Source organism: Agrobacterium sp. LAD9 (genome assembly GCF_003031125.1).
In the GTDB taxonomy this organism is placed as follows: Bacteria; Pseudomonadota; Alphaproteobacteria; order Rhizobiales; family Rhizobiaceae; genus Agrobacterium; species Agrobacterium radiobacter.
In genome coordinates this window covers 40,680-63,322 of record NZ_PHGS01000010.1, presented here as the reverse complement: position 1 = coordinate 63,322, position 22,643 = coordinate 40,680, and the positions used below count along the sequence as shown (strand labels likewise).

The following is a 22,643-nucleotide window of genomic DNA, read 5'->3' as shown; positions in this document are numbered from 1 at the left end:
GGAGAACGAAATGCCGAAAAAGATCGTCGTGCCTACCGGTACCAGCAAACCCATCGCTCCCTTTTCGCCGGGAACCCTCGCCGATGGCGTGGTTTACGTTTCCGGCACGCTGCCCTTCGACAAGGACAATAATGTCGTGCATGTGGGCGATGCCAGTGCGCAGACACGCCATGTTCTCGAAACCATCAAATCCGTTATTGAGACTGCCGGCGGCACGATGGAAGACGTGACGATGAACCACATCTTCATCACCGATTGGGCAAATTACCAGGCGGTCAACATTGTCTACGCCGAATATTTCCCCGGCGACAAGCCGGCTCGTTATTGCATCCAGTGCGGCCTCGTAAAGCCTGACGCGCTGGTGGAAATCGCCACCGTCGCCCATATCGGCAAATAGGGGCGACACGGCAAGATGATGCATTTCGAGGTTCATGGCCGCGCCGAGCCTGAGGCGCCCACTATCCTGCTGTCATCGGGACTGGGCGGGTCGGGCACCTATTGGACGCCGCAGATCGAGGCTCTTTCCGATCATTTCCGGATCGTCACCTATGACCATCGCGGAACCGGCAGGACCGGCGGCGAAGTGCCGGCGGATGGCGGTATATCGGCGATGGCGGATGATGTGCTTGACATCGTCTCGGCTCTGAAGCTCGAAAAGTTTCATTTCATGGGCCATGCGCTCGGCGGTCTGATCGGCCTCGATATCGCGCTGCGCAAGCCTGATCTGATCGACCGGCTGGTTCTTATCAATGCCTGGAGCAAGGCCGATCCGCATTCCGGGCGCTGCTTTGATGTGCGGATCGAGCTTCTGGAGAAATCCGGCGTCGAGGCCTTTGTGAAAGCACAGCCATTGTTTCTTTATCCGGCGGCCTGGATGTCGGACCATCAGGAGCGACTGGCACGCGACGATGCGCATGGTGTCGCGCATTTTCAGGGCAGGGCGAATGTGCTTCGGCGCATCGCGGCGCTCAGGGCCTTCGATATCGATACCCGTCTTGGCGAGATCGACAATCCGGTGCTGTTGGTGGCGACGAAAGACGATCTTCTGGTGCCCTATACCCGGTCGCTACGTCTTGCTGAGGGTTTGCCGCAAAGCGAACTTTGCCTCCTCGATTTCGGGGCGCATGCGGTCAATATCACTGAGACTGACCTTTTCAACGCGCGGCTTTTGCGGTTTCTGCTGCCGGCAACACGGCCATTCTGACAGGATTTTTAAGACAATGACGACAGCACTCGACGACAAGGCACTTGCAGCACTTTTCACCGCGGCACGCACCCATAATGGCTGGGCTGACAAGCCGGTCGGCGACGAGACACTGAGAGCACTTTACGATCTGACGAAGATGGGGCCGACCTCGGCCAATTGCTCGCCGGCGCGTTTCGTGTTCGTGCGCAGCCCGGAAGCCAAGGAAAAGCTGAGGCCCGCGCTTTCTTCGGGCAATCTCGAAAAGACCATGGCTGCACCGGTGACGGTGATCGCTGCTATCGATCGCGAGTTTTACGAGAAACTGCCGGTGCTGTTTCCACATGCCGACGCGCGTTCGTGGTTTACCTCCAGCCCGGCCGTCGCCGAGGAAACGGCCTTCCGCAATGCCACTTTGCAGGCGGGTTATCTCATTATTGCGGCCCGCTCGTTGGGACTGGATACCGGGGCGATGTCCGGTTTTGACAAAGGCAAGGTGGATACGGCGTTTTTCGCGGGCACGACGTGGAAGTCCAACTTCCTGATCAATCTCGGCTACGGCGATCCGTCCAAGCTCTTTGGCCGCCTGCCACGCCTTGGCTTTGAAGACGCCTGTGTACTGGCTTGATGGGCTGTTAAGGAAGGATGGGTTAGATGCGGATGATGTCTCTTGAAAAGGAAGCGGAAATGGAGACGAAGACTGCTGAGCAGCGCAGCCTGGAATACAGAAACGCCATGGCGCGGCTCGGTGCGGCGGTCAACATCGTTACCACGGACGGTGTGGCTGGACGTGCGGGTTTTGCAGCGACGGCCGTTTGCAGCGTTTCCGACAATCCGCCTACCTTGCTCGTCTGCCTCAATCGCAATGCTTCCGCCTACAAGGTGGTGAAGAGCAACGGCGTCATCTGCGTCAACACGCTTGCCTCAAAGCACGAGGCGCTGAGCACCCTGTTCGGCGGCAAGACGCCGGCGGACGAACGTTTCGCCGCCGGGCGCTGGGGCGTGCTTGAAACCGGCGCTCCGGTTCTGGAAGACGCGCTCGTTTCCTTCGATTGCCGCATCCGCGAGGCGCATGATGGCGGCACGCACGATATCCTGATCTGCGATGTCGTCGATATGAAGATTAATGAGGGCGAAGAAGCGCTGCTGTATTTCAACCGGCGTTACCGGGTGCTTTGAAGCGACCGTTTTGGCTGATTACCAGCCCGAACCCCACCGTCGTATCCTCGGGCCTGACCCGAGGATCCACAACCCGACGCGCGATGGATCCTCGGGTCAAGCCCGCGGATGACGTCAAGGTGGAATGCGTTCTCAGAATTCGAAAGGGCGTTTCCGGTCTCCCGGAAACGCCCTTTCCGTTACTTGATCAGCGGCAGAAGATCGTTGATCGACTTCTTGGCGTCGCCGTAGAACATGCGGGTATTGTCCTTGTAGAACAGCGGGTTCTCGATGCCGGAATAACCCGTTCCCTGACCGCGCTTGGAGACGATGACCAGCTTGGATTTCCACACTTCCAGAACCGGCATGCCGGCGATGGGTGAGTTCGGATCGTCCTGTGCCGCCGGGTTGACGATGTCGTTGGAGCCGATGACGATGACGACGTCGGTATTGGGGAAGTCGTCGTTGATCTCGTCCATTTCCAGCACGATGTCGTAAGGCACCTTGGCTTCGGCCAGCAGCACGTTCATGTGGCCGGGAAGGCGGCCTGCCACCGGGTGGATGGCGAAACGCACGGTCTTGCCGTCAGCACGCAGCTTGCGGGTCAGTTCGGACACCGCGCTTTGTGCCTGTGCCACCGCCATGCCGTAACCGGGCACGATGATAACGCTGTCGGCATCGTTCAGCGCCGAAGCAACGCCTTCGGCGTCGATTGCTACCTGTTCGCCATCGATTTCCATCGCCGGACCCGTCGTGCCGCCGAAGCCGCCGAGGATGACCGAGATGAAGGAGCGGTTCATCGCCTTGCACATGATGTAGGACAGGATCGCACCCGAGGAGCCGACCAGCGCACCTGTCACGATCAGGAGATCGTTGCCGAGCGTGAAGCCGATGGCCGCTGCCGCCCAGCCGGAATAGCTGTTCAGCATCGAGACGACGACAGGCATGTCGGCGCCGCCGATGCCCATGATCAGGTGGTAGCCGATGAAGAAGGCGGCAAGCGTCATCAGCACCAGCGTCCATGCACCGGCACCGTTGCAATACATGATGAGCAGAACGAGCGACAGGATCGCAGCGCTCGCATTGAGGACATGTCCGCCCGGCAGCTTCTTCGCCTTGCCATCCACCTTGCCGGCCAGCTTGCCGAAGGCGACGACCGAACCGGTGAAGGTGACAGCGCCGATGAAGACACCGAGGAAAACCTCGACCTTCATGATGGCCAGTTCCACCGGTGTCTTGTGGGCGAGAAGGGCGGAAAAGCCGGTCAGCAACGAACGCGCCGTCTCATCGAGCGAAGCGACATGCGCTTCCTCGATATGGGCATTGAAGCCGATGAAGACGGCGGCAAGACCGACGAAGGAGTGAAGGGCTGCAACAAGCTGCGGCATCTCGGTCATCTGCACGCGGTTTGCGACGAAGTAGCCGAGAACGGAGCCACCCGCCAGCATCAGAAGCACGATGAACCAGTTGCCGACATCAGGTCCGAAGACCGTGGCGACAATGGCAAGACCCATGCCTGTTATGCCGTACCAGACGGCGCGTTTGGCGCTTTCCTGTCCGGAAAGGCCGCCGAGGGAAAGGATGAAAAGAACGGCTGCGGCAACATAGGCCGCGGAAACGATACCAATGGTCATAAAGTGTCCCCTACACGGCTCAGGACTTCTGGAACATGGCGAGCATGCGCCGTGTCACGAGGAAACCGCCGACGATGTTGATCGTCGCGATCAGGACGGAAAGCGAGGCAAGGATCACCACCAGCCAGTTGCCGGAACCGATCTGCAGCAGCGCGCCGATAATGACGATGCCGGAAATCGCGTTTGTCACCGCCATCAGCGGCGTGTGCAGCGAGTGGCTGACATTCCAGATGACAGAGAAGCCGATAAAGCAGGCGAGCACGAAGACGATGAAATGGCTCATGAAGCTTACCGGCGCATAAAGTCCGACGAGAAGCAGGACCGCCGTGCCGATGACCAGCAGACCGACCTGATTTTTCGTCTGCGCCTTAAAGTCGGCCCGTTCCTTGGCGTGCTTTTCCTCGGGCGTAAGCTCTTTTGCTCTTTCCTTGGGTTTCTGCGCGGCGATGGCCTGGATCTTCGGTGGCGGTGGCGGGAAAGTGATCTCGCCCTGATAGGTGACGGTCGCACCACGGATGACGTCGTCTTCCATGTTGTGAACCGGCTTGCCGTCCTTGGCGGGCGTCAGGTCGGTCATCATGTGGCGGATGTTGGTGGAATAGAGCGTCGAGGCCTGTGTCGCCATGCGGCTCGGGAAATCCGTATAGCCGATGACGATGACGCCGTTGTCGGAGACGACGCGCTGGTCGGGAACCGTCAGGTCGCAATTGCCGCCTCGTTCTGCCGCGAGGTCGATGATAACAGAACCCGGCTTCATCATCGCTACCATATCGGCGAGCCACAGTTTCGGGGCGTCGCGGCCCGGAATGAGCGCGGTGGTGATGACGATATCGATCTGCGGAGCGAGTTCGCGGAACTTTTCGAGCTGCTTCTCGCGGAATTCCGGCGAGGAGGGGGCGGCATAACCGCCGGTGGCGGCACCATCCTGCTGTTCGGCGAAATCGAGATAGACGAATTCGGCGCCCATGGATTCGATCTGTTCGGCTACCTCAGGGCGAACGTCGAAGGCATAGGTGATGGCGCCGAGCGAGGTGGCCGTGCCGATGGCGGCAAGACCGGCAACGCCAGCGCCGATGACCAGCACCTTGGCGGGCGGCACCTTGCCAGCGGCGGTCACCTGACCGGTGAAGAAGCGGCCGAAATTATTGCCGGCCTCGATGACCGCGCGATAACCGGCGATGTTGGCCATGGAGGACAGGGCGTCCATCTTCTGGGCGCGGGAAATGCGCGGCACCATGTCCATGGCGATGACATTTGCGCCCTTTTCCTTGGCCTGCTCCAGAAGGTCCTTGTTCTGGGCGGGATAGAAGAACGAGATCAGCGTCTTGTCCGAAGACAGGCGATCAATCTCCGACGTTTCCGGCGGACGAACCTTGGCGATGATATCAGCGCCGGCGTAAAGCGCATCGGCGCTGTCGACGATTGTCACACCGGCTGCGCGATAGGCGTCGTCGGAAAATCCCGCCGCCTTGCCTGCACCGGTTTCGAGGATGCAATCATATCCGAGTTTCTGCAATGCCTGGGCGCTGTCGGGCGTCATGCCGACGCGCGCTTCGCCCTCATATAATTCCTTAGGCGTCCCGATCTTCAAAATGGCTCTCCCTCTGCCTGAAAATACAGGGGGGTCATAACCCATTCAGGGGGGCTTTGTCTCCATATTGATTTTGTCTTGCCTGCGACGGAATGACAGCCCCTGCGACAGGCTCGTTCGATATGCCGGCCCGTGGCGCAATAAAAAAACCCGGCGCCTGCGCGCCGGGTTCCGAAAATGTCCGTCAGGATGTGGCTCAATCCATGGTGTGGATGTCGCGATCCTTGGTTTCCGGCAGGAACAGCAGGCCGACGACGAGCGTGATGCCTGCGAAAACGATCGGATACCAGAGGCCGTAATAGATGTCGCCTTTCGCCGCGCTCATCGCGAAGGCGGTGGCAGGCAGAAGGCCGCCGAACCAGCCGTTGCCGATGTGATAGGGCAGCGACATGCCGGAGTAGCGGATGCGGGTCGGGAACAGTTCGACCAGCAGGGCCGCGATCGGGCCATAGACCATCGTCACATAGATGACGAGCACGGTCAGGACCGCGATGATGACGACCCAGTTCACGGCGGCCGGATCGGCCACCATGGCGAAGGCGCCACCACCGGCAATGGTGTAGACGGCCATCTCAGTCGCTCCGGCGGTCTCGGCCGGCGTCAGCAGCTTGTCCGCCACCAGCTTGTCGGTTGCAACCATCTTCTTGTCGGCGGCACGAACGGCTACCGCATTGAGGTTGAGCTCCGGGTTGGCTGCGATGAAGGCGTCCAGTTTTGCATCCGGCACCTGTGCCGCACCGCGCACCAGCGGGTAGCCGCCGTCGTGCAACGCGGTGTTGACCTGCTTCTGGAAGGCCTTGTCCTTTGCAGATGCATCCGCGCCGGCTGCGATGGCGTCGTAGCTGGCGATAGTGGCGTCGCCGATCTTGACGCTCGCCGGTTCGCCGGCCGCTCCCGCAACGACGTCATAGGGAACGGAGTTGCGCGTCAGGAACGAGGTGGCGATATCGCAGGATGTGGTGAATTTCGCCGTGCCTGTCGGGTTGAACTGGAATTTGCAGTCGCCCGGAGCTGCGGTCACGGTGGCGCGAACGCTGGCCTGCGCTTGCGCAAGTGCCGGGTTGCCCGCCCATGTGAGCGCCTTGAACAGCGGGAAGTAGGTCAGCATTGCGAGAACGAGACCGGCCATGATGATCGGCTTGCGGCCGATCTTGTCGGAAAGCCAGCCGAAGATCACGAAGAAGCTGGTGCCGAGGATGAGCGCTGCCGCGACCATGATGTTGGCCGATTGCCCGTCCACCTTCAGAATGCTCTGCAGGAAGAACAGCGCGTAGAACTGGCCGGTGTACCAGACGACGGCCTGACCGATGACGGCGCCGACGAGGGCAAGCAGGGCGATCTTGGCGTTTTTCCACTGGCCGAAGGCTTCGCTGAGCGGGGCCTTGGAGGTCTTGCCCTCTTCCTTCATCTTCTTGAAGGCGGGGGATTCGTTCATTTTCAGACGGATCCAGACGGATACGCCGAGCAGCAGAACGGAAACGAGGAAGGGAATGCGCCAGCCCCAGGCGGCGAAGGCTTCCTTGCCGAGTGCGAACTGCACACCGAGGATGACCACCAGCGAGAGGAACAGGCCGAGCGTCGCCGTCGTCTGGATCCACGAGGTGTAATAGCCCCTGCGGCCGTTGGGCGCGTGTTCGGCCACGTAGGTCGCCGCACCGCCATATTCACCGCCGAGCGCCAGACCCTGCAGCATGCGCAGAGCGATCAGGATGATCGGAGCGGCGATGCCGATCTGCGATGCGCTGGGCAGCACACCGACGAGGAAGGTCGAAACGCCCATGATCAGGATCGTGACGAGAAAGGTATATTTACGGCCGACAATGTCGCCCAAGCGGCCGAACACCAGTGCACCGAAGGGGCGCACGAGGAAGCCGGCGGCAAAGGCCAGAAGCGCAAAGATGTTGCGTGTCGTTTCCGGATATTGGCTGAAGAAGTTCGCACCGATATAGATCGCGAGCGAGCCGTATAGATAGAAGTCATACCATTCGAAGACCGTTCCGAGAGAAGAGGCGAAAATCACCTTCTTCTCTTCACCCGTCATCGGACGGGCTGCGCCGCTTACGGCTGCAACATTTGCCATTGTCTGTCCTCCACAGATGTCCCAATCGGCGCATTGCGGAGCCCATCTCTCTCCTCCGGGCAAACCTTGCGGCTGCAATGCGCGTGATGTCAGAGTGACAGAAAATTAACCCCAATAAGAGCGATGCTTTCGGATTATGACTTTAGTCTAATGTATAATGTGCAAAAATGTCGCAGGGCGGTTTTGGCCTGCCCGCACCGGATGGCCTGAAACGCGCCTTTTTTCTTGACACAAACAAGAAACCTTCTAATAGCTTCTGGCGAAGAAGGAGCATCACCTTGCGCATGCATGTTGCAGACATGTTCGTCATGGAAGGACCGGCACAATCCGCCGGCGATGATCCGCGCCTTTCTTATTCTATCCGAATTACGGCCAAAACGACGATTAAAACCGTCTGACGTCTCTGGCCACCGCTCTCTCCCCGGTTTGGCCGGGGATCGTGGAAGCCGCGATCTAATGCGGGTTCCCACCTCACCAAAAAGAGGAGAGACAGAAAGAGAGCTTGATCATGGGTTTCAAAGTTGCAATTGCAGGCGCCACCGGCAACGTCGGTCGCGAAATGCTCAATATCCTGGCCGAACGCGGTTTTCCCGCCGATGAAGTCGTGCCGCTCGCTTCCGCCCGTTCGCAGGGCACGGAAGTCTCCTATGGCGATCGCACGCTGAAGGTCTCTAACCTCGAAAACTACGATTTTTCCGACACCGATATTTGCCTGATGTCTGCCGGCGGTGATGTGTCCAAGAAGTGGTCGCCGAAGATCGGCCAGCAGGGCTGCGTCGTCATCGATAACTCGTCCGCATGGCGCTACGATCAGGACGTTCCGCTGATCGTTCCCGAAGTCAACGCTGATGCGGTAGCGGGCTTCACCAAGAAGAACATCATTGCCAACCCGAATTGCTCCACGGCACAGCTCGTCGTCGCGCTGAAGCCGCTGCATGACTTCGCCAAGATCAAGCGCGTCGTTGTCTCCACCTACCAGTCCGTTTCCGGCGCCGGCAAGGAAGGCATGGACGAGCTTTTCCAGCAGACCCGCGCCGTCTTCGTGGCCGATCCGGTCGAAACCAAGAAGTTCACCAAGCGTATCGCCTTCAACGTCATTCCGCATATCGATGTCTTCATGGAAGACGGCTATACAAAGGAAGAGTGGAAGGTTCTGGCGGAAACCAAGAAGATGCTCGATCCGAAGATCAAGGTAACCTGCACGGCGGTGCGCGTTCCGGTCTTCATCGGTCATTCGGAATCTGTCAATATCGAGTTCGAAAACGAGATCACCGCCGATCAGGCGCGTGACATCCTGCGCGAAGCGCCGGGTTGCCTCGTCATCGACAAGCATGAAGATGGCGGCTACATCACCCCGGTCGAATCCGCCGGTGAGGACGCAACCTACATCTCGCGTATCCGCGAAGATGCGACGGTTGAAAACGGCCTCAACATCTGGGTTGTTTCGGACAATCTGCGCAAGGGCGCTGCCCTCAATGCCATCCAGATCGCCGAACTCCTGGTCAATCGTGGTTTCATCAAGCCCCGCAAGGCGGCTGCCTGATCTGTGATACGATTTTTTAAGGTTCGTTAAGTATAACCCGTCTGTTCTGTGTGGGGCAGGCGGGTTTTATAATTGGCGAGATCACGGCCAGTTTATTTGCAGGCCTTGCTGTCGAAAGGCAATTTAGGCCGCCAAAAGACAGTTTTGGCACCTGAATCATACAGTATTGACGGTTTGGTTCTCGGGAAAAATTCCCCAAAGGATATCGAAGGCAGATTTTGATGCGGGCAATGAAGGTAATTCTGGCTGGTGTGGCCATGGTTTCGGTTCTGGCAGCGACGCCGGTTATGGCTGCGCAATGCAGCAACACCTCGGCGGGCTTTGATGCCTGGGTCGGCGCCTTCAAGCAGGAAGCAGCGGGCCGCGGCGTCAGCGCCTCGGTGCTTGACCGTGCCTTCTCCGGCGTCTCCTACAACCAGGCGACGATCCGCGCCGATCGCGGTCAGCACAGCTTCAAGCTGTCCTTCGAACAGTTCATGCAGAAGCGCGGTGGTCAGACGATCATTTCACGCGGCAAGACCATGAAGAAGAACAATGCAGCTCTGTTTGCGTCCATCGAACGCGCTTACGGCGTGCCGGCTGGTCCGCTGCTCGCCATCTGGGGCATGGAAACCGGTTTTGGCGGCTTCATGGGCAACCAGCATACGCTTTCCGCCGTTGCGACGCTTTCCTTCGACTGCCGCCGTTCGGATTATTTCACCGAGCAGCTCTATGCGGCCCTTAAGCTCGTTGGCAGCGGTTCGCTGAACGTCAACGCCAAGGGCGCTGCCCATGGTGAAATCGGCCAGACGCAGTTCCTGCCGCTGAACGTCGTGCGCTATGGCGTAGATTTCGACCGCGACGGCCGTATCGATCTCGTCGGCTCGCGCGCCGATGCGCTGGCTTCCACCGCGAACTTCCTCGTCGGCCATGGCTGGCAGCGTGGTGCGGGCTATCAGCAGGGTCAGGCGAACTATGCCGCCATTCAGGGCTGGAACGCTGCAAGCGTCTACCAGCAGGCCATTGCGTTCATCGGCAAGGCGATCGACGGCCAATAAGGCTGTTTCTGCGGACTAAAATTTCGCTTTCGTCATGCCGGACTTGATCCGGCATCCGGCGACGTAGCGTCCGACAAGAGGCTTCCCGCATAACCGACGTGATCCTCGGGTCAAGCCCGAGGATGACGAAGGAGAGGTTTGATTGCCGGGCAGATTAATGGCCACCCAGGACGTCTCGCTCTCTCAATCCGCTTCAATCACAGGTCCGGGCGGCGAAAGTCGCCCGTTTTGCTGTCCATCACCCACAATTCTCCGGTCGAAATATCGAACCATGCGCCGTGCAGCTTCACCTTGCCGGCGGTTTCCTGCGCCTTGACGAAGGGGAAGCCGCGCAGATTGGCGATGGAGTTGCGGATGGAAACGCGCTCCAGCGCCGTCTGACGCTCGGAGGCGGTCATGATGTCGTTGCTCTGGATCTGTTCGGCCGCCGATTTGACCATGTTCATCCATTTACCGATGAAATCGCCGGGTGACAGCGGCTCGAGATTGGGATCGAGTGCTGCCTGAATGCCGCCGCAGCGGCCGTGGCCCATGACGACGATGTCCTTCACCTTCAGAACCTGCACGGCATATTCGATGGCGGCGGAGGTGGCGTGGTACTGTCCATCCGGCTCATAGGGCGGCACCATGTTGGCGACGTTCCGCATGACGAAAAGCTCTCCCGGTCCGCAGTCGAAAATGGTTTCCGGCGCCGAACGGGAGTCACAACAGGCGATGAACAGGGTCTGCGGTTTCTGTCCGGTCTCGGCCAGAACGCGATATCTTTCGCGTTCGTCGACATAACGACCGCTCATGAAGTTCTTGTAGCCGTTGAGAAGGTTTTCCGGAAAATCTTTCATCTATCGCAGTACCGTTGTGCTTGGACCAAGATCAAGAAAAGAACTCGGTGCGTTGAAGACCAATCCTTTGGAGCATTTTCGCTTTTCTTCGAACCGCGAAGCCGCTCCAACTCCTTGTTTCCGCATTTCCAGCCGGAAAACCGGGGGCCACTTTTCCTGGAAATGCTCTAGTCGCTATTTGCGCTTGCTGCGCGAAGGATGCAAGAGATGACGCATCTGCACCATGGCCATGGGTGTGGAGAGACTTGAAGAGTCGGTCTCCAGCGTCAGTTCGTTCATGTCGCGTTTTTTGGTGCGGGCCAGAATTTCGAAGACGCTGGCGGTTGCCAGCTGCAGCGCCTTTTCATCATCGAGACCTTCCAGCAGGCGGGCGAGGAACAGCGCGGACATCAGGTCGCCGAGACCGTTCGGCGCATTTTCGATGGCGCGATGTTCGGCAAGCAGTGCGTGGCGGCCGCTGAGGTAGAGGTTGCCGGTGCCGCCCGTCATCATCGGCACGGCTGAGGTGACCAGCATTTTCGGCGGGCCGAGGGAAAGTGCGGCATCCATGATGGCATTGTTGGTCTCAAGCTCGGCGCCGCTCATCCAGGCCAGTTCATATCGGTTTGGCGTGGCGACGGTGGCAAGCGGGATGAGGTGATCACGGATGGCTTCGGCAGTCTCAAGGGGAATGTAAAGCCCGCCCAGATCGCCCATGACCGGGTCACAGGCATAAATCAGCGACGGGTTCTTTTCCTTCAGATTGCGGATCAGCCTTGCGACGGAGCGCACCTGCGCCGCGCTGCCGAAATAACCGGTCAGGACAGCCTTGACCTCGCCGATCCATTTGGCGTTTTCGAGGTCGGTCATTGCCTTGTCGAAATCGTCGTCCTGAAAGCGCATGCGGGTGGACGGGCCGTGGCCGGGATGCCAGGGCATGACGATGGTGGGCACCGCCCAGACCGGATAACCCAGCGTCTCAAGCGCAAAGACCGCCGCGCGGTTGCCGACGGAGCCACGCATGACATGGCTGGAAATGACGATGACAGCGCCCTGTGTATTTTCCTGCATCACGGCCTTCTTGCTTTCAAACGAGGCAGAAAGCCCGCAAGTGCACCTCGCCCTGCCACTGCCAAAGATCAAGATGCGCTCTCATGACATATCGCAAGCCCGGTTTCCACCGTTAATCCCGCAAGGGTCTGTCCCGCAAAAGCATGGCGCGGTCAGGTTCTTTGTCTCTGCCAGCGTCACCTGCGTGTCATTGCGGGATTGCCGAAGTACTCTATAGTTGTACCATGCTTGATCTCGTCATTGCCTATTGGCCGCATATCCTTGCCGTTCTCTCGATTTTGATGGGAACCGTGGCGGCCGTGCATGCCACGATGACGAAGGAGGAGGTCCGCTCCGCGCTTGGCTGGGTCGGTGTTATCGTGCTGTCGCCCATCGTCGGTGCGGTCATCTATGCGATTGCCGGCATCAACCGCATCCGCCGGTCCAATATCACGCAGAAGCGGTCCTTCATGCTGGACGAGATCATGGATCGCGTGGCGCGTCTGGATGCGAGCGGGGACATGATCGCCGCGCGCTTCGGACGGCGTTTCGAGGCTATGAAGACGCTGGGCGACCGGGTGACGCGCCATGCGTTGACGACAGGCAATGGTATCGAGCCGCTTGTGACCGGAGACGCGGCCTATGCCGCCATGCTGGAGGCGATCGGGGAGGCGAAGCGGTCGATCATTCTCGAAACATATATTTTCGACAATGACCGGATCGGCGCCCGTTTTGTCGCGGCGCTCGAAAGGGCGAAGTTTCGCGGCGTGGAGGTGCGTGTGCTGGTGGATGCGGTGGGCGCGCGTTATTCCGTGCCGAGCATCCTGCCGACGCTCAGGGAAAAGGGCATCGTCTGCGATGTCTTCAACGGCAATGTCATCATGGGGCTGCGGCTGCCCTATGCCAATCTGCGCACCCACCGCAAGATCCTCGTGGTGGACGGGCGCATTGCATTTAGCGGCGGCATGAATATCCGCGAGGGGTTCACGCTGGAATTTGGCGGCGAAAGCCAGTCGCACGACACGCATTTCAAGATCACCGGACCGGTGGTATCGGATTTTTTCTCCATCGCGGCGGAGGACTGGCGCTTTACGACAAAGGAGCTTCTGGATGCGCCGGTCTGGGATATCGCCATTCCCGACGGCGTGCCGGGCTCGCAGATCGCCGCCCGCGTCTGCTCCTCGGGGCCGGACAGGAGCATCGAGACCAGTCACAAGATGCTGATGGGGGCATTTTCCGTCGCCCGTTCCTCCATTCTCATCATGTCGCCCTATTTTCTCCCCGATCGGGAGCTTATTTCGGCGCTCATTACCGCAGCAAGGCGGGGGGTCGTGGTGGATATCATCGTGCCGAAAAGCAACAATCTGGTGCTTGTGGACAGGGCGATGACGGCGCAATTCGACCAGATGCTGAAGAATTATTGCCGCATCTGGCGGGCGACGGGGGCTTTCAACCATTCCAAGCTTCTGGTGATCGACGGGCGCTGGAGCTACATCGGTTCTTCCAATCTCGATCCGCGTTCTTTGCGGTTGAACTTTGAGATCGATCTCGAAGTTATGGATGAGGAATTCGCAGCAACGATCGGGGAGCGCATCCGGGATGCACGTGCGACCGCCTTGCCCGTGCGGCTCAGCGAACTGAATGCGCGGCCATTCGTTGTCCGTTTTGTGGAGCGTGTCCTGTGGCTCGCTTCGCCTTATCTTTAGAGTGCGGTGTGTCCGACAGGCGCAGCGCGAGACCGGAGGCATAAACGCGTGAAAAAGAACGGTTTGCTGGAGGATGAAAAAACGGCTTTGACGAAAAACACCAGCCTGTCCGCCTTCGTCATGCAGTCGCTGCGCGACCGCCGTCAGCGGCAGAGTGCGGCGCCGGCGACGAAAGACCATTCCTTCCCGGTCATCGCCTCCTACAATGTGCATAAATGCGTTGGTCGTGACCGCAAGTTCGATCCCGATCGAACCAGCCGCGTCATTCAGGAAATCGGCGCTGACATCATCGCGCTTCAGGAGGCGGATAGCCGTTTCGGCGAACGCACCGGCCTGCTTGATCTCGCCCGGCTGGAGCGGGAAAGCGGCCTCATCCCAGTGCCGGTGCTGGCCGGTGTGAAGGCCCATGGCTGGCACGGCAATGTCGTCCTGTTCAAGGAAGGCGCCGTCAGGGATGTGCATACGCTGAAATTGCCGGGGCTGGAGCCGCGCGGCGCGCTCGTCGTGGAACTGGATCTGAAAAGCGGCGGCACGCTGCGGGTCATCGCCGCCCATTTCGGCCTTCTCAGGCATTCCCGCGCCCAGCAGGCGAAAGCGCTGATCGGCCTTCTGGAAGCGCGCAACGAATGCGCGACCATTCTCATGGGAGACCTGAATGAATGGCGTCTCGGCAACGGTTCGTCGCTCAATACGTTCCGGGATGCTTTCGGCGCCCTGCCGCCGGCGGTGCCGAGTTTTCCGTCCAACCTGCCGGTGTTGGCGCTCGACAGGATCATCGCCAATCGAAAAGGGCTGATCGAGCAGGTGGAGGCGCATGACAGCGCGCTGGCGCGTATCGCCTCGGACCATCTGCCGCTGAAGGCCGCGGTTCGGACCGACCTGCTTCCGGTCTAAGCCGCTGCGATATCAGGCGCAGCGTTCAGAGCCGGTGCGCTGCCGTCAGATGGCTGCGAAAACGCGCCTCAAGCAACGATGTTCGAATGGCCTCCATCAGCCGCTCGCGATTGTTCTTGGTCTTGCCCCTGTCCAGGTTCTGCGCGGAAAGCGCCAGATCCAGACCTTCATGCATCACTATCGAATAGGCAACGGTCGTTGCCCAGCTTTCGTAGTCCTGCTCCATCATGTAGCCCCTGAACTAAATCATTTAGTCCGAATCACCCTGTTCTTGGAAATTACCACAAAATACAAAGCATAAAATAGCACTGTTTCTTGCGGTTCTCTTCGTGTGATGGCTCTATATTGATTTTTGACAGTTTTAAAGCGGGACAATATAGGCGTATTTGCCACTTAAGCATTTGAATCTGATTCTATTTCAGGATGGTTGCATAGACGTTCCCGCCCATGAAAAACGCCGCGCATCCGGGGGGATGCGCGGCGGGCTTGCGTCGAAGGTGGCGGTGGATGGGAGTATGGTCTCAGCCGGCCTTTTCGAGCTTGTAGTCCGAATTGGCCGGTTCTTCCTGCTTGTGCTGGATGAGCGGGCGGTTGCCCGACAGCTTGCGCACCAGCACGTAGAAGACCGGTGTCATGAAGATGCCGAAGAACGTCACGCCGATCATGCCGGAGAAGACAGCGACACCCATGGCCGCGCGCATTTCGGCACCCGCACCTGTCGAGACGACCAGCGGTACCACGCCCATGATGAAGGCGAGCGAGGTCATCAGGATCGGGCGAAGACGAAGCCGGCTTGCCTCGACCGCCGCCTGAAGTGGCGTTCGTCCCTCGAATTCCAGCTCGCGGGCGAATTCCACGATCAGGATCGCGTTCTTCGCCGACAAGCCCACAAGGACGACAAGGCCGATCTGCGTAAAGATGTTGTTATCCCCTCCCGTCAGCCAGACGCCGGTCAGGGCCGCGAGCACACCGAGTGGCACGATCAGAATGATCGCGATCGGCAATGTGAGGCTTTCATATTGCGCAGCCAGGACGAGGTAAACCAAGAGCAGCGCCAGCGGGAAGACCACGATGCTGGAGTTGCCGGCCAGAATCTGCTGGTAGGTCAGGTCCGTCCATTCGTAGTCAATCCCGGCCGGCAGGTTCTCCGCGAGGATTTTTTCCATCGCCGCCTGCGCCTGTCCAGAGGAATAGCCCGGTGCCGGACCGCCGTTGATATCGGCTGCAAGGAAGCCGTTATAACGGTTGGTGCGTTCCGGTCCCGTCGTCGCATCCACCTTCAGCAGCGTCGAAAGCGGGATCATCTGACCCGTTGCGGAGCGAACCTTCAGGCGGCCGATATCTTCCGCATGGGCGCGGAACTGCGCATCCGCCTGCACACGCACGCTGTATGTCCGCCCGAAGGCGTTGAAGTCGTTGACATAGAGCGAACCCAGATAGATCTGCAGCGTCTGGAAGACGTCGCTGACCGAAACGCCCAGCTGCTCGGCCTTGGCGCGATCGAGATCGGCGAAGAGCTGCGGCACGTTGATCTGGAAGCTGGAGAAGATGCCTGCCAGCTCCGGCGTCTGGTATGCCTTGGCGATCACGGCTTTCGCCGCTTCGTCAAGCGTCTGGTAGCCGTAACCGGCGCGGTCCTCGATCTGCAGCTTGAAGCCGCCCGTCTGGCCGAGACCGTTGACCGGCGGCGGCGGGAACATGGCGATGAAGGCATCCTGAATGCCCGCATATTTCTGGTTCAGCTGCATGGCGATGGCGCCGCCGGACAGTTCCGGCGTCTTGCGCTTTTCGAAGTCATCGAGAATCGCGAAGACGATGCCGGAGTTGGAGCCGATGGTGAAGCCGTTGATCGACAGGCCCGGGAAGGCGATGGCGTGGCTGACGCCGGGCGTTTCCATGGCGATATCGCTCATCCGCTTGATGACGCTTTCCGTCCGGTCGAGTGTCGCGCCATCAGGAAGCTGGGCAAAGCCGATCAGGTACTGCTTGTCCTGCGCCGGCACGAAGCCGCTCGGAACGGTCGTGAACATGCCGTAGGTTGCAGCCACCAGCGCCATATAGACCAGCATCACCAGGCTCTTGCGCGTCACCAGCCCGCCCACGGTCTTGCCGTAGCCGTTCGAGGCGGCGCCGAAGGCGCGGTTGAAGCCGCGGAAGAACCAGCCGAAAATCCGGTCCATGAAGCGGGTCAGCCAGTCTTTCGGTGCACCGTGTTCCTTGAGCAGCAGGGCTGCAAGAGCGGGCGAAAGCGTCAGCGAGTTGATCGCCGAAATGACGGTGGAGATGGCGATGGTCAGTGCGAACTGCCGGTAGAACTGGCCTGAGAGGCCGGAGATAAAGGCAAGAGGCACGAAGACCGCAACCAGAACCAGCGCGATTGCGATGATTGGTCCGGACACTTCACGCATCGCCTTATAGGTGGCGTCACGCGGCGAGAGCCCGTTTTCGATGTTTCGTTCGACGTTTTCGACGACCACGATCGCGTCATCCACTACGATGCCGATGGCGAGCACCAGCCCGAACAGCGTTAGCGCGTTGATGGAAAACCCGAAAGCATACATGACGGCGAAGGTGCCGATGATCGAGACCGGAACGGCGATCAGCGGAATGATCGATGCGCGCCATGTCTGCAGGAAGAGGATGACGACAAGCACCACGAGGCCAACGGCCTCGAGGAGTGTATCAACGACCTTTTCGATGGACGAGCGCACGAATTTCGTCGTGTCGTAGACGATCTCGTATTTCACGCCGTCAGGCATTGCCAGCTGCAGATTGTCCATCGTCGCGCGGACATTGTCGGCGATTTCGATGGCGTTGGAGCCGGGGGCCTGGAGAACTGCCACAGCCACGGCGGGTTCACCGTCGAGCAGCGAACGCAGCGTGTAATCGGCAGCACCGAGTTCAATGCGGGCGACATCGCGCAGGCGGGTGATTTCGCCGTTGGCGCCGCTCTTGACGATGATGTTGCCGAATTCTTCCGGCGTCGTCAGACGGCCCTGTGCATTGACGTTGAGCTGCAGGTCGACGCCGTTCGGGCTCGGCGAAGCGCCGATGACACCGGCTGCCGCCTGTACGTTCTGCTGGCGGATGGCGTCGGAGACGTCGCTGGCAGCCAGATCGTGTTCGGCGACCTTCTGCGGATCGAGCCAGACGCGCATGGAATAGTCACCTGCGCCGAAGACCTGCACCTGGCCCACGCCTTCGATGCGGGCGAGGCGATCCTTGACGTTCAGCGTTGCGTAGTTACGCAGGTAGGTGATGTCATAGGCGTCGGTTTTCGACACCAGATTGACGACCATGATGAAGTCGGGTGAGCTCTTGACCGTCGTGATGCCGAGTGCGCGGACTTCCGCCGGCAGGCGCGGTTCGGCCTGCGAAACGCGGTTCTGCACCAGCTGCTGCGCCTTGTCGGGGTCGGTACCGAGCTTGAAGGTCACGGTCAACGTCAGCACGCCGTCGGATGTCGCCTGACTGCCCATATAGAGCATGCCTTCGACACCGTTGATCTGTTCTTCAAGCGGCGTGGCGACGGTTTCAGCGATAACGGCCGGGTTCGCACCCGGATAGGTGGCGCGGACGACGACGGATGGCGGAACGACTTCCGGATATTCGGAAATCGGCAGGGCGCGCATGCCAAGAAGGCCTGCCACCACAATCAGGATCGACAGAACGCCGGCGAATACCGGCCTGTCGACAAAAAATCTGGAAATATTCATATCCAGTCCCTCTCCGGGTATATTTTGGAATGCAAAGGCCGTTCCGGCGGCTTTTCTGCCGCCGGTGAAGGCCGGTTCTGTCTGAAGGGGCGTCTCGCGGGAGGGCGGGACGCTTATTGATCAAAAAGGCGGTTACTTACTGCGAGGCAGCAACCTTGTCCTCCGCCTGTGGTGCGATGGTTGCACCGGGGCGAATGCGCTGCAGGCCGTTGACGACGATCGTATCACCGGCGGCAAGGCCGCTGTCGATGATGCGCTGGCCATCAGCCGGTGCACCCGGCTTGATCTGGCGGTAGCTCACCTTGTTTTCGGCATCGACCACGAAGACGAAACGCTTGTCCTGATCCGTGCCGATGGCGCGGTCGCTGATGACGATGCGGTTTTCCGGCTTCGGCTCGCCCATGCGCACCCGCACGAACTGGCCCGGAATGAGCCTGCCGTCCGGATTGTCGAAGATGGCACGGACACCGATGGTGCCGCTTGCCGAATCCACCTGGTTGTCGATCAGGTGCAGCGTGCCCTTGATCGGCGTGCCCTCATCCGAAAGCGTGCCGATTTCGACAGGGATCTGTTCGAGAGCGGGCAGGGCGCTATCGGTTTTCGGCAGTTCGGCAAGCGCCTTCGCAACCGTACCTTCGCTGGCGTTGAAGCTGGCATAGATCGGGTTGACCGATACCAGCGTCGTCAGTGCAGGCGAGGTCGAGCCGGCGGCGACGAGGTTGCCGGCGGTGATTTCGATGCGGCCAACGCGGCCCGAAACCGGCGCGATGATTTCGGTGTAGCCGAGATCAAGTTGCGCGGTGGTTAGCGCGGCCCGGGCGGCGCGAAGCTGCGCTTCGGCATCCGCAAACGAGCTTTGACGCTGGTCGAGATCGCTCTGGGAGATGGTGCGGTTGTCGGAAAGCCTGCGGCCACGGTCGAGTTCCGTCTTCGCCAGGCTGACCTTGGCTTCGGCGGAAGCGACCTGTCCTTCAGCGCCTGCAACGGCAGCCTGATAGGGGGCCGGATCGATGGTGAAGAGGGGATCGCCTTCCTTCACCAGCGCGCCTTCGCGGAAATGCACGGCCTTGATCTGGCCGGCGACGCGGGAGCGGATCTGCACCCGGTCAACGGCTTCGAGACGGCCGGAAAATTCTTCCCAGCGCATCACGTCACGGCTTTCCACCTTGGCGACGGTAACCGGGATCGCCGGTGTTTCAGCCGGGGTGGAAGCGGCCGTTGCATCGCGGCTGGTGGGGAGGTCGAAAAACAATGCTGCGGCTGCAACGGACATAGCCAGCCCGATACCGGCACCCGTCAGGGCCCGGCGCTTGGTGTTCAGCGTCATGGGTTTCTCCTTGGCTCGGATCAGGAGCCGGTCAGTTTCTCAATAAATGCGGTATTCAGTGTTTCAACTGGTCAACGAAGGTCTTGAATTCCGAACAGACGGATGAGACCCATTCGCCGCCCTCTCCTTGATAGAGCCCCGTCCAGCCGACGCCGGCGGGGAAAACATGCTGCCGGACGCTGACGCCTGAGGCGATGAGGCGGCCTGCATAATTGACCGTTTCGTCGCGCAGAGGGTCGTCCTCGGCGGTAAAGATCAGCGCCGGCGCCACCCGGTTCAGCCGCGTGCACTGGCAGGGCGCGGCATAGGGGTGGAAGAACCCGCACGCCTTGGCAAGGTAATGGCTCCAGCCATCGGCCCAACGCTGGCGCATGCCGATCCTGTCCGCGTCGCGGAAGGATTCCGTCGTCATCATCGGGTCGATCATGGGCGACAGAAGAATCTGGCCTGCGAGCTTGCCCGGCATGCGGTCACGGGCCTTCAAGGCAAGCCCCGCCGCCACATTGCCGCCTGCCTCTTCACCGGCCACAAACAGCAGCGATTTCGCGCCGCCATAATGCTTGATGTCCCTACTCAGATGATCGAGCGCCTCATAGGCACAGTCGATCACCATCGGAAACTCGTTGCCGGACGGCTTGCTGTAATCGGCTTCCACGACCACTGCGCCGCTTTCCGCAAGCGCGCGGGCCACCGGAAGCTCGGGGCAATTGCCGCCCGGCTCGAGACCGGGTTCCAGAAAGGATCCGCCGCGCAGATAAAGCACGACAGGCGGATGGCTGCAGAGGCAGGAACCTTCATAACGGCGCACGGAGAGCTTCGGCGCGGACGCCTCGCTGCTGCCGATGTTTTCCCAATGCGCGTTCATGACTCCAGATCCTTTGCGCCGCCACCAATAGGCGGATCGTATTGCAAAATCTGAAATCTATATTATTGTTCGGATCGAAACGATCAAGCATGCAAATTTGAAAACACTATTCCGAAATCACGGATAATCATATCTCCGAGGCAGTGAATGGATCAGCTCTCCGCCATGCGGGTTTTTACGCGGGTTGTGGAAACCGGCAATTTCAGCCGCGCCGCCACCGCGCTGAACATGCCGAAAACCACGGTCACCAACATGGTGCAGGCGCTTGAGGCGCATTTGCACACCACACTTCTCAACCGCACCACGCGCCGGGTGATGCTGACAACGGACGGCGCTCTCTATTATGAGCGGGCCTCACAGATTTTATCGGAAATCGAAGAACTTGACGGCAGCATGTCCAGCGCACAGGTGCAGCCATCCGGCCGGTTGCGGGTGGAAATGGCCGGTGTCTTCGCGGACCTGGTGGTTATCCCACATCTTTGCGAATTTTACCAGCGTTATCCGCATATCCGTCTCGATCTCGGTGTCGGCGACCGTCTGGTCGATTACATCGCGGAGAATGTCGACTGCGCACTCCGGGTCGGCGTGCTGCGCGATCAGTCGCTGATTGCCCGAAAAGTGGGCGAACTCCGGTTCGAAACATTCGCCTCGCCATCCTACATCGAAAACTTCGGCATGCCGCGAGAACCGGAGGATCTGGAGAAGGATCATTATTCGGTGGGCTACCTCAATGCCACCACCGGCCAGATCATGCCGGCCTCCTTCGACAATGGTGTGCGCAGCGTTGAACTGACCCCGAACTATGTCGTCTCGGTCAATGACAGCCGTACCTATCTCAACGCGGCACTGGCCGGCATGGGCATCGTGCAGCTTCCCGTCTTCATGGTGAGGGATGCGCTTTCGCGGGGTGAACTGGTGCCGGTGCTTTCCGAATGGCGGCGCGAGGCCATGCCGATCTATGTGGTCTATCCACAAACCCGGCATGTGACCAACAAGGTCCGCGTTTTCGTCGACTGGCTGGCAAAGCTCGTTCACGGCCTGGTGTGAGACGGCCAATCACCTTCCGGCCCAATCAGCGCCCGACCCTTGTGGCGAGGAAATCGATGAAGGCGCGCACGCGGGCGGCGAGATGCTCGTGGCCGGCATAAACCGCGTGGATCACCTCCATGTCCTCGGCATTATAGTCCTCAAGGACAGGGATGAGCAGGCCGGCCTTGATATCGGGTTCGATATGAAATTCCCCGACCCTTCCTAGTCCGAGACCCGTGAGGCAGAGCCTGCGCATCGCCATGCCGCTATTGACCGATGCATTGCCGGTGATGGGGAAGCGATACACCTCCGTCGATCCGGGATCGCGGAAGGGCCATTCGTTGAGGCTGCGGCTGAAATTGAAGCTCAGGCAATTGTGCTGCGCCAGATCCTGCGGTTTTTCCGGCACGCCGTGTTTTTCGATATAGGCAGGGGAGGCGACGATGACGCGGCGGACTTCTTTCAGCTTTCTTGCCTTCAGGGATGAATCGCCCATGGCGCCGGAGCGGATCGCAATATCGGTGCGCTCCTCGATCAGGCTGATGACGCCATCGGTGAGTGAGATATCCAGTTCTATTTCCGGATAAAGAGACAGAAATTCCGGTGCAAGCGGCAGGAGATAACGTTCCCCGAAGCCCAGCGTCGCGTTGACGCGCAGCAGGCCGCGCGGCACCACCTTGCCGCCGCTCGCCACGATCTGCTCCGTTTCAGTGATGTCGGCGAGAATGCGCCTTGCCCTAGCCAGATAGACTTCGCCCTCCGGTGTGAGCGTGACAAGCCGGGTGGAGCGGGCCAGCAGTCGCGTGCCGAGGCGGTCTTCGATGCGTGTGACAAGCTTGCTCACCGCCGAGGGGGAAAGCTTCAGCCTGCGCCCGGCCGCGGAAAAGCTGCCGAGTTCCGCCGCTGCCACGAAGACTTCCATTTCTCCGGCCCTGTTGTCCATCGCCTCACCATCTGTGAAATCAATTCAAAGGCGTTTATCCAATCTTGCCGATTATCATGCAAGTCCCCT

At 59.8% G+C, this 22,643-nt stretch carries 20 protein-coding genes; 10 read left to right on the top strand and 10 right to left on the bottom strand.

Features of this window, described 5'->3' with window-relative positions:
* Positions 1-10 precede the first annotated feature (10 nt).
* The 4 genes from rutC to rutF are packed head-to-tail and all read left to right on the top strand — an operon-like array spanning position 11 to position 2,362.
* Positions 11-397 carry a pyrimidine utilization protein C gene (gene rutC, locus DA915_RS12530; RefSeq protein ID WP_107675967.1) on the top strand — a complete coding sequence of 129 codons (387 nt, stop codon included), beginning with the start codon at positions 11-13 and terminating at the stop codon, positions 395-397.
* A 15-nt stretch (positions 398-412) separates the two neighbouring features.
* Positions 413-1,204, top strand: a complete 792-nt coding sequence (rutD, locus tag DA915_RS12525) for a pyrimidine utilization protein D (RefSeq protein WP_192886479.1) — start codon at positions 413-415, stop codon at positions 1,202-1,204.
* A gap of 16 nt (positions 1,205-1,220) precedes the next feature.
* On the top strand, positions 1,221-1,811 hold the full coding sequence (locus tag DA915_RS12520) for a malonic semialdehyde reductase (protein ID WP_107675966.1): 591 nt from the start codon (positions 1,221-1,223) through the stop codon (positions 1,809-1,811).
* A 26-nt stretch (positions 1,812-1,837) separates the two neighbouring features.
* On the top strand, positions 1,838-2,362 hold the full coding sequence (gene rutF / locus DA915_RS12515) for an NADH-dependent FMN reductase RutF (RefSeq protein WP_087744934.1): 525 nt from the start codon (positions 1,838-1,840) through the stop codon (positions 2,360-2,362).
* Between the two features lie 179 nt (positions 2,363-2,541).
* Here the strand turns inward: rutF and DA915_RS12510 are convergent, their stop codons facing one another.
* The 3 genes from DA915_RS12510 to DA915_RS12500 form a co-directional block, all read right to left on the bottom strand.
* A complete protein-coding gene (locus DA915_RS12510) occupies positions 2,542-3,975 on the bottom strand; it encodes an NAD(P)(+) transhydrogenase (Re/Si-specific) subunit beta (RefSeq protein WP_003504029.1) in 1,434 nt (477 codons plus the stop codon).
* Between the two features lie 19 nt (positions 3,976-3,994).
* The gene (locus tag DA915_RS12505; RefSeq protein WP_107675965.1) at positions 3,995-5,566 is read right to left on the bottom strand and encodes a Re/Si-specific NAD(P)(+) transhydrogenase subunit alpha; all 1,572 of its coding nucleotides are present in this window, start codon (positions 5,564-5,566) and stop codon (positions 3,995-3,997) included.
* Positions 5,567-5,762: 196 nt separating this feature from the next.
* Positions 5,763-7,646: an MFS transporter gene (locus DA915_RS12500; protein WP_162709086.1), complete on the bottom strand. Its 1,884-nt coding sequence runs from the start codon at positions 7,644-7,646 to the stop codon at positions 5,763-5,765.
* Between the two features lie 167 nt (positions 7,647-7,813).
* On the opposite strand from DA915_RS12500, the gene DA915_RS28895 reads away from it, so the two are divergent.
* The 3 genes from DA915_RS28895 (at position 7,814) to DA915_RS12485 (ending at position 10,226) form a co-directional block, all read left to right on the top strand.
* On the top strand, positions 7,814-8,044 hold the full coding sequence (locus DA915_RS28895; protein WP_003504036.1) for a hypothetical protein: 231 nt from the start codon (positions 7,814-7,816) through the stop codon (positions 8,042-8,044).
* A gap of 110 nt (positions 8,045-8,154) precedes the next feature.
* On the top strand, positions 8,155-9,189 hold the full coding sequence (locus DA915_RS12490; RefSeq protein WP_107675964.1) for an aspartate-semialdehyde dehydrogenase: 1,035 nt from the start codon (positions 8,155-8,157) through the stop codon (positions 9,187-9,189).
* A gap of 221 nt (positions 9,190-9,410) precedes the next feature.
* A complete protein-coding gene (locus DA915_RS12485; RefSeq protein WP_003504041.1) occupies positions 9,411-10,226 on the top strand; it encodes a lytic transglycosylase domain-containing protein in 816 nt (271 codons plus the stop codon).
* A 197-nt stretch (positions 10,227-10,423) separates the two neighbouring features.
* Here the strand turns inward: DA915_RS12485 and DA915_RS12480 are convergent, their stop codons facing one another.
* Both DA915_RS12480 and pdxY read right to left on the bottom strand, forming a co-directional pair.
* Complete coding sequence (locus DA915_RS12480; protein WP_003504043.1) at positions 10,424-11,065, bottom strand: carbonic anhydrase; 642 nt, start codon at positions 11,063-11,065, stop codon at positions 10,424-10,426.
* 174 nt (positions 11,066-11,239) lie between these two features.
* Positions 11,240-12,115: a pyridoxal kinase PdxY gene (gene pdxY / locus DA915_RS12475; RefSeq protein ID WP_003504045.1), complete on the bottom strand. Its 876-nt coding sequence runs from the start codon at positions 12,113-12,115 to the stop codon at positions 11,240-11,242.
* Positions 12,116-12,339: 224 nt separating this feature from the next.
* On the opposite strand from pdxY, the gene DA915_RS12470 reads away from it, so the two are divergent.
* Positions 12,340-13,800 carry a phosphatidylserine/phosphatidylglycerophosphate/cardiolipin synthase family protein gene (locus DA915_RS12470; protein ID WP_107675963.1) on the top strand — a complete coding sequence of 487 codons (1,461 nt, stop codon included), beginning with the start codon at positions 12,340-12,342 and terminating at the stop codon, positions 13,798-13,800.
* 48 nt (positions 13,801-13,848) lie between these two features.
* Entirely contained in the window at positions 13,849-14,694 is an 846-nt protein-coding gene (locus DA915_RS12465; RefSeq protein WP_020810175.1) for an endonuclease/exonuclease/phosphatase family protein, read from the top strand.
* A 25-nt stretch (positions 14,695-14,719) separates the two neighbouring features.
* On the opposite strand, the gene DA915_RS12460 is transcribed toward DA915_RS12465, so the two are convergent.
* The 4 genes from DA915_RS12460 to DA915_RS12445 all read right to left on the bottom strand — a co-directional run bounded on the left by DA915_RS12460 (position 14,720) and on the right by DA915_RS12445 (position 20,602).
* Positions 14,720-14,923 (bottom strand): hypothetical protein, encoded by a 204-nt coding sequence (locus tag DA915_RS12460; RefSeq protein ID WP_020810176.1) that lies wholly within the window; start codon positions 14,921-14,923, stop codon positions 14,720-14,722.
* Between the two features lie 292 nt (positions 14,924-15,215).
* Positions 15,216-18,410, bottom strand: coding sequence for an efflux RND transporter permease subunit (locus tag DA915_RS12455; RefSeq protein WP_003504054.1), 3,195 nt, complete (start codon positions 18,408-18,410; stop codon positions 15,216-15,218).
* A 136-nt stretch (positions 18,411-18,546) separates the two neighbouring features.
* Complete coding sequence (locus tag DA915_RS12450) at positions 18,547-19,737, bottom strand: efflux RND transporter periplasmic adaptor subunit (protein WP_107675962.1); 1,191 nt, start codon at positions 19,735-19,737, stop codon at positions 18,547-18,549.
* Between the two features lie 55 nt (positions 19,738-19,792).
* On the bottom strand, positions 19,793-20,602 hold the full coding sequence (locus DA915_RS12445) for an alpha/beta hydrolase fold domain-containing protein (RefSeq protein ID WP_107675961.1): 810 nt from the start codon (positions 20,600-20,602) through the stop codon (positions 19,793-19,795).
* A gap of 147 nt (positions 20,603-20,749) precedes the next feature.
* Here DA915_RS12445 and DA915_RS12440 point away from each other — a divergent pair, with 147 nt between their 5' ends.
* Positions 20,750-21,649, top strand: a complete 900-nt coding sequence (locus DA915_RS12440; protein ID WP_003504061.1) for a LysR family transcriptional regulator — start codon at positions 20,750-20,752, stop codon at positions 21,647-21,649.
* A 25-nt stretch (positions 21,650-21,674) separates the two neighbouring features.
* On the opposite strand, the gene DA915_RS12435 is transcribed toward DA915_RS12440, so the two are convergent.
* Complete coding sequence (locus DA915_RS12435) at positions 21,675-22,574, bottom strand: LysR family transcriptional regulator (protein ID WP_107675960.1); 900 nt, start codon at positions 22,572-22,574, stop codon at positions 21,675-21,677.
* Between the last annotated feature and the right edge of the window lie 69 nt (positions 22,575-22,643).

Coding starts and splice junctions, on each gene's coding strand:
- rutC (WP_107675967.1), top strand. CDS start 11: ATGCCGAAAAAGATCGTCGTGCCTACCGGTACCAGCAAACCCATCGCT.
- rutD (WP_192886479.1), top strand. CDS start 413: ATGATGCATTTCGAGGTTCATGGCCGCGCCGAGCCTGAGGCGCCCACT.
- DA915_RS12520 (WP_107675966.1), top strand. CDS start 1,221: ATGACGACAGCACTCGACGACAAGGCACTTGCAGCACTTTTCACCGCG.
- rutF (WP_087744934.1), top strand. CDS start 1,838: ATGCGGATGATGTCTCTTGAAAAGGAAGCGGAAATGGAGACGAAGACT.
- DA915_RS12510 (WP_003504029.1), bottom strand. CDS start 3,975: ATGACCATTGGTATCGTTTCCGCGGCCTATGTTGCCGCAGCCGTTCTT.
- DA915_RS12500 (WP_162709086.1), bottom strand. CDS start 7,646: ATGGCAAATGTTGCAGCCGTAAGCGGCGCAGCCCGTCCGATGACGGGT.
- DA915_RS28895 (WP_003504036.1), top strand. CDS start 7,814: ATGTCGCAGGGCGGTTTTGGCCTGCCCGCACCGGATGGCCTGAAACGC.
- DA915_RS12490 (WP_107675964.1), top strand. CDS start 8,155: ATGGGTTTCAAAGTTGCAATTGCAGGCGCCACCGGCAACGTCGGTCGC.
- DA915_RS12485 (WP_003504041.1), top strand. CDS start 9,411: ATGCGGGCAATGAAGGTAATTCTGGCTGGTGTGGCCATGGTTTCGGTT.
- DA915_RS12480 (WP_003504043.1), bottom strand. CDS start 11,065: ATGAAAGATTTTCCGGAAAACCTTCTCAACGGCTACAAGAACTTCATG.
- pdxY (WP_003504045.1), bottom strand. CDS start 12,115: ATGCAGGAAAATACACAGGGCGCTGTCATCGTCATTTCCAGCCATGTC.
- DA915_RS12470 (WP_107675963.1), top strand. CDS start 12,340: ATGCTTGATCTCGTCATTGCCTATTGGCCGCATATCCTTGCCGTTCTC.
- DA915_RS12460 (WP_020810176.1), bottom strand. CDS start 14,923: ATGATGGAGCAGGACTACGAAAGCTGGGCAACGACCGTTGCCTATTCG.
- DA915_RS12455 (WP_003504054.1), bottom strand. CDS start 18,410: ATGAATATTTCCAGATTTTTTGTCGACAGGCCGGTATTCGCCGGCGTT.
- DA915_RS12450 (WP_107675962.1), bottom strand. CDS start 19,737: ATGACGCTGAACACCAAGCGCCGGGCCCTGACGGGTGCCGGTATCGGG.
- DA915_RS12445 (WP_107675961.1), bottom strand. CDS start 20,602: ATGAACGCGCATTGGGAAAACATCGGCAGCAGCGAGGCGTCCGCGCCG.
- DA915_RS12440 (WP_003504061.1), top strand. CDS start 20,750: ATGGATCAGCTCTCCGCCATGCGGGTTTTTACGCGGGTTGTGGAAACC.
- DA915_RS12435 (WP_107675960.1), bottom strand. CDS start 22,574: ATGGACAACAGGGCCGGAGAAATGGAAGTCTTCGTGGCAGCGGCGGAA.